The following is a 15,659-nucleotide window of genomic DNA, read 5'->3' as shown; positions in this document are numbered from 1 at the left end:
GGGAGCAAATAAATCGTTTTTGGTCAGGTTTATGAGTAGAATTCTGATTGTTGAAGACGAACCCAAAATCGCTGCTTTTATCGAAAAAGGACTGCGATCTCATGGTTTTATCACTGCCATTGCTCCTAGCGCTAAGGATGCCTTGCTGATGGCTATTGACGGCGAGTTTGATTTAATGATTCTCGATTTGGGGCTTCCTGGCAAGGATGGATTGCAGGTTATTGAGGAATTGCGCGGACAGGGAGAAGTATTACCAATTATTATCTTGAGCGGCCGCGATGACATTCAAACTAAGGTAGCAGGATTTGAAGGCGGTGCTGACGATTATTTGACTAAACCTTTCCGTTTTGAAGAGTTGTTGGTGCGGTTGCGCGCGCGGTTGCGCGGCACTTACGAACGCACTAATTCAGATGAAACGGTACTGAAAATTGGCAATATAGTGCTTGATTTGCGGACTCGCAAAGTCAAAGTAGGCGATCAAAATATTGAGTTGCCCGCGCGAGAATTCACCTTAGCAGAAACCTTTTTTCGCCATCCCGGACAAGTGATGAGCCGCGAACAACTTTTAGACCGAGTTTGGGGTTACAATTACGATCCAGGTTCCAATATTGTCGATGTTTATGTCGGTTATTTGCGGAAGAAATTAGGCTCCGGTCTCATTGAAACTGTTCGTGGCATGGGTTATCGATTGCGATCGTGAAAAAATTCTCATAATTATTTAACGATAGTTTCAGGGGAATTTGCCATAATTTAAAGGTCGTAGGTCAATACGCTTGGGTTAAAACTATTTATTGCTCGGAGATCCCCCTCGCATCTCCCTTAAGAAGCAGGGTTAGGGGGGATCGAGCTTAACTGAACCGTATTGGGTCATAGGTAGGGTGTCGTTAACTATAAATTTATGTACCGAATTTTGATTGCTGAAGATGAAGTTAAAATAGCTGCTTTTATGGAAAAAGGCTTCAAAAAACAAGGATTTGCGACTGCCGTAGCAGAAAATGGCCCGCAAGCTTTGTCAATGGCCACAGAAAACGAATTTGACCTGTTATTGCTCGATTTGGGGTTGCCCGCGATCGACGGTATGACAGTCCTCCGGGAACTGCGAAATCGGGGAGAACAGCGACCGATTATTGTGGTTACGGCCCGCACGGATCCGCAAGAACTGCTTTCGGCATTGGAATCGGGTGCTAGCGAGTGTGTCACTAAGCCGTTTAGATTCAAAGATTTGCTTTTGCGGGTGCGATCGCATTTAAAGGAAAAGGACTCTTCCCTGTCCTCCCCCTAATCAATCAGTTTTTGCAAAGTTAATAAATGTTTTCAACAAATGTAGTTGTTATTATTTAATTTCAGAGTAATTACTGAGGCAGTTTTGACTAAATCCCCCTCGCTGAGGGGGATTTGTTTTGGACGCAGGGGTGGTCAGAAACTGGGTTATGAAAAAAAATATAGCGCTTATCAAGCAAATTAGGTACAAGGCTATCCATGCCCAATGCCTTCCCCCCAAGGGGGGGTCAGGGGGGGGTTGCCCGTTGCCGAAATTCCGTTTTTGTAAGTAAATTCCCTGAGTTTTGTGAAAATTTTCTCATCAAAGCTTCATGAAGGCTTCACAAAGAACTGCGAAATTATATTTAAACAATCGCAGTACAAAGTTTAGGACACTCAAGGGCGATCGCAACTTCCGTGATGTCCGTCCTCAACTTAAAACCCGATAGGAGAATTGCGATCGTGCGTGTTTGCGTCATCGGTACAGGATATTTTGAAAAGTTATTCTGTGCCCCACAATTCCTTGAAATTTCTAGTCACTTAAAATTTATAACGGCTTTTTCCTCAAGCTTTCTAGAGCGCTCTAGTTCACCATATCTACGTGCATTCAGTTAACTTATCGAGGCACACTGATTATGAGACTGATGGTTTACTCCCACGACGCATTTGGTCTCGGCAACATCCGCAGAATGCTGACCATTTGCGAACATTTACTGAGTGCTATTTCCGACCTTTCCATTTTGGTAGTATCCGGTTCGCCGATGCTGCAGAGTTTTAGACTGCCGCCGAGACTTGACTACATCAAAATTCCCTGTTTGAATCGAGGCGAAACCGGGGAAATAGCGGTCAAGTATTTGCAGACTGATATTGCTGAAACTGTCAAACTGCGATCGGACTTGATTTTGATGGCAGCAATCAACTTTAAACCCGATGCGATCTTAGTCGATAAAAAACCTTACGGCATCAAAAATGAGTTGGTAACAACGCTTAAATTTTTGAAAAAACAGTTGCCACAAACCAAATTGTTGCTGCTAATGCGCGATATTTTAGACAGTCCAGAAAAGACAATTAGTGATTGGAAAGAACACGATTTTTACGAAGCAGTTGAGCGGTTTTACGACCAAATCTTGGTAATCGGAATGCCGGAATTGTTTAACATTTGTCGCGAATATAAATTTCCGCCGGCAGTTGCCCAAAAGGTACGTTATTGCGGCTATCTCCGCAAATCACCGGGGTTAAAAAGTCGAGAAGCCAGACGGCAAGAATTGCAAATAAAAGAACACGAACAGTTAGTTTTAGTCACACCGGGGGGCGGCGAGGATGGCTATCATGTGGTGGATACTTACTTAACCGGAGTCCCACGACTGACAGCAAAAGCTATTCGCAGCGTCATCATTTGCGGTTCGGAAATGCCCTCTCAGCAGCGAGAGCAACTTTCTCAAAAAGCTGCATCGAACCCGCAAGTTAAAATGTTGGATTTTACCGACGATTTGATGAGTTATATAGATGCAGCCGATGCAGTCGTCTGTATGAGCGGGTACAACACAATTACGGAAGTGCTTTCCTTGGGAAAAAGAGCGATCGCAATTCCTCGAATTAAACCAGCTAGCGAGCAATTAATGCGAGCCGAACAAATGTCAAAACTCGGTTGGCTCGCGATGATTCATCCTGACGAAGTAATTCCAGAAACTTTGATGGATTTGCTGTTAACTAAATTAGAAGAAACCCATTATTGCGCCGTTGCTCCCGGTTTAGATTTGGGTGGACTGCCTCGGATTTCTCACTACATTTCTCACCTACTATCCAAGCCAGTGACTCCGATAAACCTCAATTTTTCAGGGATCAAGCCAACTGTCACACTTAAATAAGGCTAGGGGTATTTAACACAGATTTAGTATGTCAACTCTCAACCTGTCAACTGTCAACTGTCAACTGTCAACTGCTATATATGTCTGACAACCGCAAAACCGTAGGTTATTTACTCAAAACTTATCCCAAAGTTTCGGAAACTTTCATCTTGAATGAAATTCTGGAATTAGAACGCCAAGGAGTATCTTTGCACTTGTTTTCCCTCCGAAAACCGACGGATGAAAAAAATCACCCCGATGTTGCCAAAGTTAAAGCCAGCGTTACTTACATTCCCACACTGCTGCCAAATTTCAGCTTTCCCGATTTAATCGCTTTACTTAAAGCTCATTGGCAACTGTTGTCTCAAAGTCCGAAGCAATATTGGCAAGCACTGCAATTTTACTTGCAGCGTCCCGAAAAAAAACGTTGGAATGAATTTTTGCAAGCTGGATATTTGGCAGCAACAATGCAAAATTTGGGACTTTCCCACCTGCAAGCTCACTTTGCCAATGTGCCGACAGCCACGACAGAAATAGCCAAGATTTTTGGCATTTTTTCCTACAATATCTTTGCTCACGCTAAGGATATTTACTTGACAGAAGCGGAAGTGCTCGATCGCCGAATTCGCAGTGCAGAATTTGTGCTTACCTGTACGGGATTCAATCACCGCTATTTGCGCTCTGTTTCCCAAAGCAACACGCCGATTTACTTGTCCTATCACGGCATAGACTTGACCCGTTTCACATCAGCATTTGCCAAACACAAAACGGAAATTCCGTTGATTTTGAGCGTCGGCAGGTACTGCGACAAGAAAGGATTTCCTTACTTAATCCAAGCTTGCCAGCAGTTAAAAAATCAAGGGCATAAATTCCAGTGCGACATCGTGGGTTACGGGCCTCTGCAAGCAGAACTCGAACAATTAATTGCCGAGTTAGATGTAGCGGATGTGGTTTCTCTCGCCGGGAAAATGACTCAGGATGAATTGGTTCAGGTGTATCAGATAGCTAGTATATTTGTGCTACCTTGTCAAGTTATGAAAAATGGCGATCGCGACGGAATCCCCAATGTTTTATTAGAAGCAATGGCAATGGAAATTCCGGTAGTTTCTACCGATATTTCTGGCATTAGCGAACTGGTAAAAAATGAAGAAAACGGTTTTTTGGTTCCCGAGAAAAATCCTCCAGCTTTAGCGGAGGCTTTAGAAAAATTGTTAGCTCAACCTGAATTGAGAGAGCAGTTTGGCAAAGCCGGAAGACAGCGGGTTTTGCAGCAGTTTTCCCTGGAACGAAACGTCGGTGAAATTCGCGAATTGTTCGATCGACTGCTGAACTCAACTCAACTAAAAAGCCCGCAGCCAACAATAGAAATTACTGAAAAAATAGAGGTAAAAGTCTGATGAAAAAGCTCATGTTTTATTGCCAGCACATTTTAGGCATCGGACACTTAGTCCGCAGCATGGAAATTGTGCGCGGCTTAGTTGCAGACTTCCAGATTTGTTTTATCAACGGCGGAAAACCAATCGCCGGCTTTGAAATTCCCGCCGGGGTTGAAGTTGTGAATTTGCCTGCGATCGAAACCGATCCAGAATTTCAAAATCTTTCGGTTGTTGACGACAGTCTCAGTCTTGAGGAAGTTCAAGAATTCAGGAAAAATCAACTACTGGAAATTTTTAACTCTTTTCAACCGGATATTTTGATGGTAGAGTTATTTCCCTTCGGCAGGAGGCGGTTTTCCTTTGAACTCATCCCGCTTTTGGAACGGGTAAAAGCCAAAGGGCGATCGACAAAAGTAGTTTGCAGTTTGCGGGATATTGTTGTCACAAAACAAGACCAAGAACGGCACGAAGAGAAAATTTGCAAACTGATGAATCAATATTTCGATCTATTATTGATTCACGGCGATCGGCAATTTCAACCCTTGGAGGAAAGCTTTTCTAGAATTAGCGATTTAAACTGCAAAGTTCACTACACTGGATACGTAGTGCAGTCTTCGCCAGAAAACCCGGTACTTAACGATGAAGATAAAGCCGCGCTTAACTGCGACAAGCCGCTAATTTTGGCGAGTATCGGCGGCGGGAGATTCGGTCACGAATTGCTGGATTCCTTAGTAGAAGCAGCGCCAATTTTAGAGTGGATTGTGCCCCATCAAATCCAGGTGTTCACCGGCCCGTTTTTTCCTGATGAAAAATTTGCCCAGATGCAAGCCAGCACAGCAACTCAAGCAAACATTAACATTCAGCGGTACACCCCCAATCTGCTGGCATATATGGAAAAAGCCGATCTGTCTATCAGTATGGGAGGCTACAACACTACCATGAATATTTTGACAACTGGAGTGCGATCGATGATGCTGCCATTTCTGGGAAATGGCGACCTAGAACAAACTATCAGAAGCCAAAAACTGGAAAGATTGGGAATTTTAAAGGTGATTCGTCCAGCAGATTTAGAACCCAGAAACTTTGCCAAAAAGATTGTGCTAAATCTGATGGATAGGCCAAAGCCTGTGAAACTTGACTTGCAGGGAGTAGAGAAAACGGCTGGTTTCCTGAAAAGTTTACTAAAAGTACCGGCTGTTGCTGCATAAACAGTTGACAGTTGACAGTTGGTAGGGGCGGTGCCCCCGTGCCCACCCTCTTAGTTGACAGTTGACAGTTGATAGCGGGGTTTTTAAACAGTTGACAGTGAGGAATCTAAGCCATACATCACCGCAAAAATTATCAAATTGAGGAGTGGATTTAATGAAGGTTAAAGTTTGTATTGCGAGTTTGGAATATCCGCCAGAAGTGGGCGGTGTTGGGGAATCGGTGCACCGGATTGCTCACATGATGTTGGAGTTAGGCTACGAAGTTCACGTTGCTGTTTTTCATTCCAAACAGCGGAAGTTTACGATAGGTGAACCCCAGCGGGCTAGGATCGAAACTGCCGATCGAGATGGCATTTTGGTACACCGATTGTATCCGCCGGCGCGCTCTAGCGAGCCGATTATGCAGGATTTTTTGAGCGAGATTTATTCTCAATTGAAACTGCTGCATCAAAAATACAATTACAACTTGTTTCATGCTTTTTTTATCAATGAAACAGGTTTTATTACTACTTTGCTAGCTCGCGAACAAAATGTCCCGGTTATCAACAGTATTCGGGGTAGCGATTTGCACAAACATATTTTCAATGCCAAACAGCACGGCCAAACTGTTTGGATCTTAGAAAATTCGGATTGGGTGACGTTTGTCAGCCGCGATTTGCAAACTAGAGGCCGCATTTTAACTCCCAGCATTCAGGAGAAATCTTCGGCTTTTTGGAATTCGATCGCTCCCATCGACTTCAGCCAACTGTCGGCTCCTGTTGTACCTGGTGAATTGCGCGGAACTGTCATCGGCTCAGTCGGTCGTTTTCGCGACAAGAAGGGCATCGAATATTTGATGGAAGCTTGCGGCCAAATCAGTGCCGACGTTGATTTAACGCTGCTTTTAATTGGGGATTTTGCCGATCGCGAACGGGATTACTGGCAGCAAGAAGTGCAAAACAGCGGATTGGGCGATCGGCTGATTATCACTGGGCTTGTCAGCCGAGAAACAGCCCTATCTTACCTGCCAATTCTCGATATTTTTGCGATTCCTTCCCTGCACGACGGCTGTCCCAATGCCATGTTAGAGGCAATGCTAGCAGGAAAGGCGATCGTCGGTACAAAGGTAGATGCGATCGGTGACATTCTTGAAAACGAGGTGGATGCACTGTTAGTAAATCCAGGTTCAGCAGCAGAATTAGCAGTTGCTTTGCGGCAATTCGCCCTTAAACCAGAACTGCGACAAAAACTCGGTTTAGCTGCTAGAAAAAAGGCGATAGAACAGCTCAATCCCGCTGTCGAACAAGCCAACTGGCAAACCGTTTATCAACAAGTTTTAGAGGCATCCAAGCCGATTGTAGCCGCCGCTAATACTATCAGCCCAAAGCTGGCCCTGATTAACAGCATTTAATGGCAAATCTGGGTTTATTTTTCCTTTGATTGCTCGGCGATTGAAATCGCTACTGCACAAACAAATTCCGCCTGCGCGGACTGAAGAATAGGAGTTACCACCGTGATCTCACCAAAAGTTACAATTGTTGTCTCGCCCCGCGAACGTTTCAGTTACACCCGCGAGTCTTTAGAAAGCCTGTACCAACATACAGAAACGCCGTTTTTCCTAATCTATGTTGACGGCAATTCCCCAACTCCAATGCGGAATTATCTGGAAAAGCAGGCGCAAGAAAAAGGCTTTCAACTGTTGCAAACTAAAACTTATTTGGCGCCGAATCAAGCTAGAAATCTCGCTTTAGATCGAATTAAAACTGAATACGTGCTGTTCATCGACAACGACGTTGTTGTAACTCCCGGCTGGCTCGATCGCCTTTTGGAATGTGCCGCCGAAACCCAAGCCGTCGTCGTGTGTCCCCTCACCTGCATCGGCAATCCACTGCATGAAACCATTCATTTAGCGGGAGGAGAAGCGCGGATTGTTTTGGAACAAAAACCAGGCAAAACTAAAGTCAAGCGGAAGGTACATGAAAAACATTATTTCGTCAATCGTCCGGTGGCTGAAGTTCGCGAACAACTCCACAGAAACCAGTGCGAATTTGCAGAATTTCACTGTATGTTAGTCCGCACTGAAATTTTTACCCGCGTCGGAAAACTAGATGAAGCGCTGCTGAGCACGCGCGAACACATTGATTTCTGCATGAGTGTGACGAACGCGGGCGGCACTATTTACTGCGAACCCGCATCGGTAGTTACTTACGTTCCCGGCCCGCTGCAATGGTCTGATTTTGCCTTTTTCATGCTGCGCTGGAGCGATGCTTGGGAAGTTGCAAGTTTAGAACATTTCCGCACAAAATGGGATCTGACTGAAGACAAGTATTTCAAAAAGCGTTACAGCAGATTGGGACAGCGCAGGCACCAGGGTATTGTCCGACCTTTTGTGCGGCGAATTGCCTTCGGAAATCGCAATCTGCTGTTAGAAAAAATGTTGGTTCACGTCGATCGCATTATCAACAGTTACATTACTTCTCGGTTTGATCGCACTCCCGATCGCAAAGTGGAAGTTAAGGTATTACAACCGGAGCGATCGCGGGTTTTGGAAGCAGCATCTTCTGTTTTGTAAGAATAGTCAAATCTGCTCTCCGGTAGTCCGACAGGGGTTTAAACCCCTGCCTCAAAGCGAAAGTCCTCGCTATGAGAACCCAGAAGAATAATTTTCAACTCATCAGTCAGTTTCAGAGGACTTTAACTAGAAACGGAGGAATTCATTCCCTGGAGGACTGTCGGACAAGCGAACTACCCCAACCAATCCATATTTTCAAGGATCTGTCATGGGGAATGAAAAACTTGCACAATCTATCTTTTCAAGGACTCTCAAATGCCGGAAACTAAAAGTGTTAAAGAAACTATACCCGGACTGGGACGAATTATTGGCAAATTCTGGCCGCAGATTCGTAAGCAAAACATTTTGATTGTCATCTCATTTTTAGCATTAGTCGCTGAAACTGCCTTCCGCTTGCTAGAACCTTGGCCTCTGAAAATAATCTTTGACTACATTCTGCTATCGGGCTTTGAAACTGCTTCTCAAACATTTCCACTTATTAGAAATCTCAGCACCATTGAGTTGTTAACAGTCCTAGCTGTGGCAATTGTGGCGATCGCAGCTTTGCGGGCGGCTTGCGCTTATATCAGTACGATCGGTATGGCTTTAGCTGCTACCCACATCATGACTGAAATTCGGGGTACTCTTTACAGTCACTTGCAGCGGCTTTCCCTCTCATTTCACAGTAAAGCTAAGAGCGGCGATTTAATTACCCGCGTTACCTACGATGTCGAGCGCATTCGCGAAGCTACCGTCACCGCAGCACTGCCGCTATTTACCAATGTTTTTACGCTGACAGGAATGCTGGCGGTGATGCTGTGGATGAATTGGGAATTGGCGATAATTGCGATCGCAGTTTTCCCGCTATTTATCCTCGTTTCCGCTCACCTTTCCAAGCAGATTCAAAAAGTAGCTCGCAAGCAGCGCAAGCGCGAAGGAGCGATGGCCGCCACCGCCGCCGAAGCAATGGGTGCAATTAAAGTAGTGCAAGCTCTTTCGCTCCAAGGAATGTTAGAAAGTTCTTTTTCTAAGGATAATCAAAAAAGCTTGCAGGAAGGCGCAGAATCGCAAAAATTGGCAGCGGGATTGGAGCGCACTGTAGAGATGTTGGTTGCGGTTGCAACGGCTCTAATTTTGTGGCGCGGAGTGCAGTTAGTGCTGGAGAAAATGGTTTCACCCGGTGAATTATTAGTATTTATTAACTACCTTAAAACTGCTTTCAAACCCATGCGCCAATTGGCTAAATATACCGCCCAAATTTCTAAAGCAACGGCTTCGGGAGAGCGGATTATCGACCTCCTCGATACCGTACCGGAAATTCGCGATTTGCGGGGTGCACTTACAGCGCCGCGTTTCCGAGGTGCAGTGGAATTTAAAAATGTCATGTTTGCTTACGAAGCGGAACAAGTGATTTTGCAAAACATGAGTTTTCAAGTAAAAGCAGGTCAGCAAGTTGCTTTAGTCGGCCCTTCCGGCGGCGGTAAATCGAGTTTAGTCAGCCTGTTACTTCGGCTTTACGATCCTGTGGAAGGAGGCATTTTAATTGATGGACATGACTTGCGCGAATACAAAGTTGATTCGTTGCGACAACAGATTAGTATCGTGCTGCAAGAGAGTGTTTTGTTTGCTGTCAGCGTCAAGGATAATATTGCTTACGGATGTTTAAATGCAACTGATGCCGAAATTGAAGCGGCCTCCCGTTTGGCTAACGCTCACGATTTTATCGAAGCATTGCCTCTCGGCTACGATACTATTTTAGGAGAACGCGGAGCGACACTTTCCGGAGGACAAAGACAGCGAATTGCGATCGCCCGTGCGGCTGTCCGCCAATCTCCGATCGTCATTTTAGACGAACCGACAACTGGTTTAGACCAGGAAAATGAACGCGAGGTTAGCGAAGCGTTAGAAAGGCTGACTCAAAATAGCACGACGTTTTGGATTACTCACAATCTGAAAGCAGCCGAACAAGCTGACACAATTCTGTATATTGAAAGTGGCAAAGTTTTGGAACAGGGTACTCATTCTGAACTGATAAAGTTAGGCAATAAATATGCAGCGATGTATGCAGTGCAATCTGCGATCAGCAATGATTTGCCGGATGAAGCTGATGCCTGTGTTATTTCCCGTTAATTCGGTAAATGTAAATTTTTGATATTGAATTATTGGAGCTTTTATTTTGCTCATGCTTCCTCAGTTTTCCTTAGTTTTTCTAATTGCTTTGACGGTAGCAACTCCGGTTGTTGCTACTGAGTTTGTTAAGGGCGATCGCGAAATTAATTTTGACAATAATGGAACTAAAAGCCTGTTTGCAACGTCAATAAATCAGATGCCTGAAAATTCCCAAACTTTGTCACTTCCGGCGGTAGTCCCACCATCCGATCGCACTTTCGACGTTGCAGAGACTGGTGCTAGCGATCGACTTCTAATAGTAACCGAAAAGGTCGATCGCGAATCTTTAGCAAACATCACTTCTGTCTCCGAATTATCCGATGTTAAACCTACAGATTGGGCCTTTCACGCCCTTAAATCTTTGGTAGAACGTTACGGGTTAATCGCCGGCTATCCCGACGGGACTTTTCGCGGTAATCGCGTTTTAACCCGCTACGAATTTGCCGCTGCTTTGAATGCAACCCTCGATCGTCTAAATCAGCAAATTGGAGCCAATACTGCTAATTTAATCACCCGCGAAGACTTGGAAATTTTGCGTAAACTGCAAACAGAATTCCAGGGAGAGTTGGCAGGTTTGCGGGGCAGAATCGAAAATTTGTCACAGCGTTTAGACGGTGTACAGCAGTTTTCAACTACAACCCAATTCGATGGTGAAGCTCTTTTTGGAGTGATTGGAGTTGAGGGAAATGAAAAGGCAGATGGTGAAGGCGATATTGACAGCAATCTTACCTTTGGCCATCGAGTCAGATTAAATTTGGACACGAGTTTTACGGGTAAAGATAGACTCAGAACGAGACTGCAAGCTAACAATATTCCTAAAGTTAGCGATGCTGCGGAAACAGACATGGCTAATCTGAGTTTTCAAGGCGACAGCGAGAATCAATTTGAACTCAGTCGGTTAGAATATCGGTTTCCAATCAATAACCAAGCAGTTGTTTATGTGGAAGCTGTCGGCGGCAGTATCAACGACTATACTGATACTCTAAATCCTTATTTAAGTGGCAGCAGTCGGGGTACGGTATCCCGTTTCGGTCAGCGAAATCCGATTTACCGCCACGGCGAAGGTAGCGGTATTGGAGTGAGTTATGCTTTCAGCAAAAGCGTGAGTTTAGACGTAGGATTTATGGCCGATAAAGTAAACGATCCGGCAATTGGTTTTGGCAAAGCGGCTTATGGTGCTATCGCCCAATTAACTGTTCGACCAACTAATAATATCGGAGTTGGTTTAACCTACGTCCGTTCTTATAATAGTCTGGATACGGGAACGGGAAGCGATCGAGCAAACGATCCTTTTGACGGCGAAAGCGATGCCATTGCAGCCAATTCTTTCGGCATTCAATCCAGTGTCAAAATCAGCCGCCAGCTTACAGCCGGAGGTTGGGTGGGATATACCCGCGCCCAGGCTCTCGATTTGGGCGATCGACCCCAAGCTAGTATGTTTAACTGGGCGGTAACTTTAGCTTTTCCAGATTTAGGATCAGAAGATAGTGTAGGAGGTATAGTTATCGGTCAACCACCTAAAGTAATTAACAGCGATTTCATCGAGGACGATCGAGAATATATCGACCCGGACACATCGCTGCATTTAGAAGCATTTTATCGGAGGCAATTAACAGACAATCTAGCAGTAACTCTGGGATTTCTGGCAATAACTAACCCAGAACACAATAGCAAAAATGATCCAATTTATATCGGCACTTTGCGAACCACGTTTAATTTTTGACAACTCATACAATCTATCCTGAAAATCAATCATGAACAACACAACTCGCGTTATTCTCGTCCGTCACGGTCAAAGTATTTATAACGAACTAGGACTGTATCAAGGCTGCTGCGACGATTCTTTGCTAACCGAAAAGGGCCGTTTAACCGCCTATCAAACAGGACTTTCTTTAAGCACCATTCCCCTAGATATTGTTTACAGCAGCCCGCTTCAGCGCGCTAGAGAGACGGCCAGGGAGATTTTAAGTGCGATCGCAACTATAGCCGACAGTCACCCAGAATTGCACATCGATCAAAACTTAAAAGAAATTGACTTGCCCGCTTGGAATGGTTTATCATTCAAATACGTTCGAGAAGACCTTGCTGAAGATTACCGCTGTTGGAGAGAACGCCCTCACGAATTCCAAATGGCTGCTGAATTAGAGGATAATTCACTGATTGGTAATTCAATTGCAACTTTAGTCAAACCGCCAAATTTCCCAGTCCAAAACCTCTACCGCCAAGCCCAAAATTTTTGGGCAGAAATTCTGCCAAAATCTGTTGGTAAAACAATCTTAGTTATCACTCACGGAGGGACTATCAAAGCACTAATTAGTACCGCGATCGGGATGAAATGTCAAGACTTTCATACTCTACAGCAATCGAATTGCGGAGTCAGTATTCTGAGTTTTGTCGGTGCAGAACATCAGGCTGAATTAGAAGCGATGAATTTGACAAATCATTTAGGAGAAATTTTGCCGAAACTCAAAGAAGGCAAACAAGGACTGCGTTTGCTGCTAGTACCGGCAGACAATAAAAAAGACATTTATACCGACATAGTTGCCAAAATTATCGAGCAAAGCCCTCTCAATTTTTGCCTGAACAGCGAGGGAGCAAACTCCACACAAATGGCAGAAAGATTGATTCGGTCGCACCCCAATCCGACAGTACAGTTATCCATCTCAACTAAAAGATTTATGCAGACTTGGCACCAAACAATTTCCGGCAGAACGCACCAAACTTCATCTCTTTGCACCGGGTTAGTCGTTGCCGAAACCAGCGAAATTCGGGGAGCATTAAATCAAGTTTTAGGCTTGCCAATCCCACAGCAATCTCTCCAGGTTCAACCCGGAAATATCAACATTTTACACTATCCCGCCTCCGCGAAACATCCCGTATTGCAAGCGATGAATCTCTCAGGTGAAATTAGTTAGCGCTGGCTTCAAATTGTTTGCATTACCAATTACAAATTACTAATTACCCACAATGAAAATTTTAGTCACAGGCGCAGCAGGCTTTATCGGCTATCATTTAGCCCAAAGATTATTGTCCCAAGGTCAGCAAGTTTACGGCATCGACAACTTAAACGACTATTACGATGTCAATCTCAAAAAAGCGCGTTTAGCTCAACTCCAGTCGCATTCAGAATTTACTTTTCAGCAGTTAGATTTGAGCGATCGCACCGGCATATCCCAACTCTTCCAAAATCAAAAAATTGACCGTGTTGTCCACCTCGCAGCCCAAGCCGGTGTGCGCTACTCCCTGGACAATCCCCACGCTTACGCAGACAGCAACCTAATGGGATTTTTAAATATCTTAGAAGGTTGTCGTCATAGCAAAATTGAGCATTTAGTCTTTGCTTCTTCCAGTTCCGTTTACGGTAATAATACGAAAGTTCCCTTTGCTGTTAGCGATAACGTCGATCATCCTATTTCCCTTTACGCAGCCACCAAAAAAGCTAACGAACTGATGGCTCATTCCTACAGTCATTTGTACAGCTTGCCAATCACCGGATTGCGCTTTTTTACAGTCTACGGGCCCTGGGGACGGCCGGATATGGCGTATTTCAAGTTTGTCAAGGCGATCGCCGAAAACAAACCGATTGATGTTTATAATTTCGGTAAAATGCAGCGCGACTTCACTTACATTGATGATGTAGTTGAAGGAGTTGTGCGAGTCATAGAAAAGCCTCATCAATCCGATTCAGAAACATCAAGCGTCGTTCCCTATAAGATTTATAATATTGGCAATAATTCCCCTGTGGAATTGTTGACTTTTATTGAAGTCGTTGAAGCAGCAATGGGCAAAACTGCCGTTAAGAATTTGTTGCCGATGCAGCCTGGTGATGTACCATCTACTTATGCAGATGTAGATGATTTAATGGCGGATGTAGGGTTTAAGCCTAGTACCCCAATCGAGGAAGGAATTCGTCAGTTTGTAGAGTGGTATCGAGACTATTATGGCGGTGTGGCCCAGAACTCTTACAGTCAAGTCGCCGCACAGATAGAACATCTTAAGAGTGGCGATCGCCTAGCCACAGTTTGAGCGGGGAAAATCTTCACTAATGCACTTAAAAACGCATTAGTGTTCCCGCTATTGGTGAGCCCACACGCATCTAAATTTTACAGTTTAGTTTGATGAAATTATAAGAGGATGAGATAAATTAAATTGCCAAAACTATTTTTTATTAAAAAAACGGCAGACGATTTCACCCGGGTTGTTTTCTCCAAACGCCAAAACAGTTCCATCTTTCTTAACTGTAGTGCGATCGCGGCAATTGTAGACTTCTAGAGGCTTTTTCACTCCATCAACACTCAGAATTACCCTGTATTCCCAATAATTTTTTGCACTGCGTTTGATATCGACAATGCAAATCTCGCGTCCTTGATAATTGCGGCACACAGACGCCTCAGCAGGAAGGGCGGTCCCGAAAAAAGATATTAATAGCAAAAAGTAGCAAACACATTTCATCATCAGCCCAATTACTAAGTCCTATCTTACGTTTTTTGATAATCAACTGACAGTATTTGGCAAGCGACTTAGCAATTGGGCGCGCCCTCAAGTCGCGACATCATAAGATAGCTGAACCATACCAGAACTGTATGTCTGACATCCAGTTAACTGCAAAGGTGTAGTATTTATGGGATTAACAAATAAAGGAATTCCCTCGCCTAAAATAAGCGGATGAACCGAGAGAATCACTTCGTTGACAAAGTTTTGATTCAGGAAATCGCGAATCAGCAGAGCACCTCCCACCAACCAAATATTCTTGCCGTCTCGCAAGCGCAAATCATTGACAAAACTCTCTAAATCTGTTACCACTTCGACATCAGAAGTTGCTTGAAAATCTAGATTTTTCGTAAAAACATAACTCTGTTTTTCCTGGTACGGATACTCGCCAAAAGTTAGAACTTGTTCATAAGTTTTCCGACCCATGAGAACCGTATCGATACTATCTAAGAATTTATTATAACCGTAATTTTGGTCTGTAAACAGCCAGTCAATATCGCCATTAGATCGCGCGATATAACCGTCCAGACTAGATGCAATGAAGAGTACAATTTTACGCATGGCAACACCTAGGTTTTGGGAATGATTGGGGTGATCATCGCCCCAACTTTAATTTTAAATGATTTAGTGTCCTGACGGTAGCTGGATTTCGATCTTAGCTTTGGAGAATCTCTAGCGTGCATTTCGTGAAAAATATCAACTCTGAGATTCACGGGGCGAGAAACCGGGTTTCTCGGAATTTTTTGGTTGGGTGACGAGAAATATCGAGAGAAACCCG

The 15,659-nt window shown here is 44.3% G+C and carries 14 protein-coding genes; 11 read left to right on the top strand and 3 right to left on the bottom strand.

Annotation, left to right across the window (positions count from 1 at the left end):
- Positions 1-31 precede the first annotated feature (31 nt).
- The 11 genes from QUB10_RS25810 to QUB10_RS25760 all read left to right on the top strand — a co-directional run bounded on the left by QUB10_RS25810 (position 32) and on the right by QUB10_RS25760 (position 14,416).
- Entirely contained in the window at positions 32-700 is a 669-nt protein-coding gene (locus QUB10_RS25810; RefSeq protein WP_333206049.1) for a response regulator transcription factor, read from the top strand.
- A 198-nt stretch (positions 701-898) separates the two neighbouring features.
- Entirely contained in the window at positions 899-1,282 is a 384-nt protein-coding gene (locus QUB10_RS25805) for a response regulator transcription factor (RefSeq protein WP_333206048.1), read from the top strand.
- A gap of 613 nt (positions 1,283-1,895) precedes the next feature.
- Positions 1,896-3,128, top strand: a complete 1,233-nt coding sequence (locus QUB10_RS25800) for a glycosyltransferase (RefSeq protein ID WP_333206047.1) — start codon at positions 1,896-1,898, stop codon at positions 3,126-3,128.
- An 80-nt stretch (positions 3,129-3,208) separates the two neighbouring features.
- Positions 3,209-4,504: a glycosyltransferase gene (locus QUB10_RS25795; protein WP_333206046.1), complete on the top strand. Its 1,296-nt coding sequence runs from the start codon at positions 3,209-3,211 to the stop codon at positions 4,502-4,504.
- Positions 4,504-5,691 carry a glycosyltransferase gene (locus tag QUB10_RS25790; RefSeq protein WP_333206045.1) on the top strand — a complete coding sequence of 396 codons (1,188 nt, stop codon included), beginning with the start codon at positions 4,504-4,506 and terminating at the stop codon, positions 5,689-5,691. The genes QUB10_RS25795 and QUB10_RS25790 overlap by 1 nt, the downstream gene beginning before the upstream one ends.
- A 154-nt stretch (positions 5,692-5,845) precedes the next feature.
- A complete protein-coding gene (locus QUB10_RS25785; protein WP_333206044.1) occupies positions 5,846-7,081 on the top strand; it encodes a glycosyltransferase in 1,236 nt (411 codons plus the stop codon).
- A 102-nt stretch (positions 7,082-7,183) separates the two neighbouring features.
- Positions 7,184-8,242, top strand: coding sequence for a glycosyltransferase (locus QUB10_RS25780; protein ID WP_333206043.1), 1,059 nt, complete (start codon positions 7,184-7,186; stop codon positions 8,240-8,242).
- Positions 8,243-8,497: 255 nt separating this feature from the next.
- Entirely contained in the window at positions 8,498-10,351 is a 1,854-nt protein-coding gene (locus tag QUB10_RS25775; RefSeq protein WP_333206042.1) for an ABC transporter ATP-binding protein, read from the top strand.
- Positions 10,352-10,403: 52 nt separating this feature from the next.
- Entirely contained in the window at positions 10,404-12,113 is a 1,710-nt protein-coding gene (locus QUB10_RS25770) for an iron uptake porin (RefSeq protein ID WP_333206059.1), read from the top strand.
- 31 nt (positions 12,114-12,144) lie between these two features.
- The gene (locus QUB10_RS25765; RefSeq protein WP_333206041.1) at positions 12,145-13,305 is read left to right on the top strand and encodes a histidine phosphatase family protein; all 1,161 of its coding nucleotides are present in this window, start codon (positions 12,145-12,147) and stop codon (positions 13,303-13,305) included.
- 52 nt (positions 13,306-13,357) lie between these two features.
- Positions 13,358-14,416, top strand: a complete 1,059-nt coding sequence (locus tag QUB10_RS25760; protein ID WP_333206040.1) for an NAD-dependent epimerase — start codon at positions 13,358-13,360, stop codon at positions 14,414-14,416.
- A 132-nt stretch (positions 14,417-14,548) separates the two neighbouring features.
- Here QUB10_RS25760 and QUB10_RS25755 read toward each other — a convergent pair whose 3' ends face one another.
- The 3 genes from QUB10_RS25755 to QUB10_RS25745 all read right to left on the bottom strand — a co-directional run.
- A complete protein-coding gene (locus QUB10_RS25755; protein ID WP_333206039.1) occupies positions 14,549-14,773 on the bottom strand; it encodes a hypothetical protein in 225 nt (74 codons plus the stop codon).
- A gap of 156 nt (positions 14,774-14,929) precedes the next feature.
- Entirely contained in the window at positions 14,930-15,442 is a 513-nt protein-coding gene (locus QUB10_RS25750) for a dihydrofolate reductase family protein (RefSeq protein ID WP_333206038.1), read from the bottom strand.
- 8 nt (positions 15,443-15,450) lie between these two features.
- A partial coding sequence (locus QUB10_RS25745; protein ID WP_333206037.1) for a hypothetical protein occupies positions 15,451-15,659 on the bottom strand: 209 nt, incomplete at its 5' end.

It is taken from the genome of Microcoleus sp. B5-D4, from assembly GCF_036705145.1.
GTDB lineage: Bacteria > Cyanobacteriota > Cyanobacteriia > Cyanobacteriales > Microcoleaceae > Microcoleus.
This window is presented reverse-complemented; position numbering and strand designations above follow the sequence as displayed.

Coding starts and splice junctions, on each gene's coding strand:
- QUB10_RS25810 (WP_333206049.1), top strand. CDS start 32: ATGAGTAGAATTCTGATTGTTGAAGACGAACCCAAAATCGCTGCTTTT.
- QUB10_RS25805 (WP_333206048.1), top strand. CDS start 899: ATGTACCGAATTTTGATTGCTGAAGATGAAGTTAAAATAGCTGCTTTT.
- QUB10_RS25800 (WP_333206047.1), top strand. CDS start 1,896: ATGAGACTGATGGTTTACTCCCACGACGCATTTGGTCTCGGCAACATC.
- QUB10_RS25795 (WP_333206046.1), top strand. CDS start 3,209: ATGTCTGACAACCGCAAAACCGTAGGTTATTTACTCAAAACTTATCCC.
- QUB10_RS25790 (WP_333206045.1), top strand. CDS start 4,504: ATGAAAAAGCTCATGTTTTATTGCCAGCACATTTTAGGCATCGGACAC.
- QUB10_RS25785 (WP_333206044.1), top strand. CDS start 5,846: ATGAAGGTTAAAGTTTGTATTGCGAGTTTGGAATATCCGCCAGAAGTG.
- QUB10_RS25775 (WP_333206042.1), top strand. CDS start 8,498: ATGCCGGAAACTAAAAGTGTTAAAGAAACTATACCCGGACTGGGACGA.
- QUB10_RS25770 (WP_333206059.1), top strand. CDS start 10,404: ATGCTTCCTCAGTTTTCCTTAGTTTTTCTAATTGCTTTGACGGTAGCA.
- QUB10_RS25765 (WP_333206041.1), top strand. CDS start 12,145: ATGAACAACACAACTCGCGTTATTCTCGTCCGTCACGGTCAAAGTATT.
- QUB10_RS25760 (WP_333206040.1), top strand. CDS start 13,358: ATGAAAATTTTAGTCACAGGCGCAGCAGGCTTTATCGGCTATCATTTA.
- QUB10_RS25750 (WP_333206038.1), bottom strand. CDS start 15,442: ATGCGTAAAATTGTACTCTTCATTGCATCTAGTCTGGACGGTTATATC.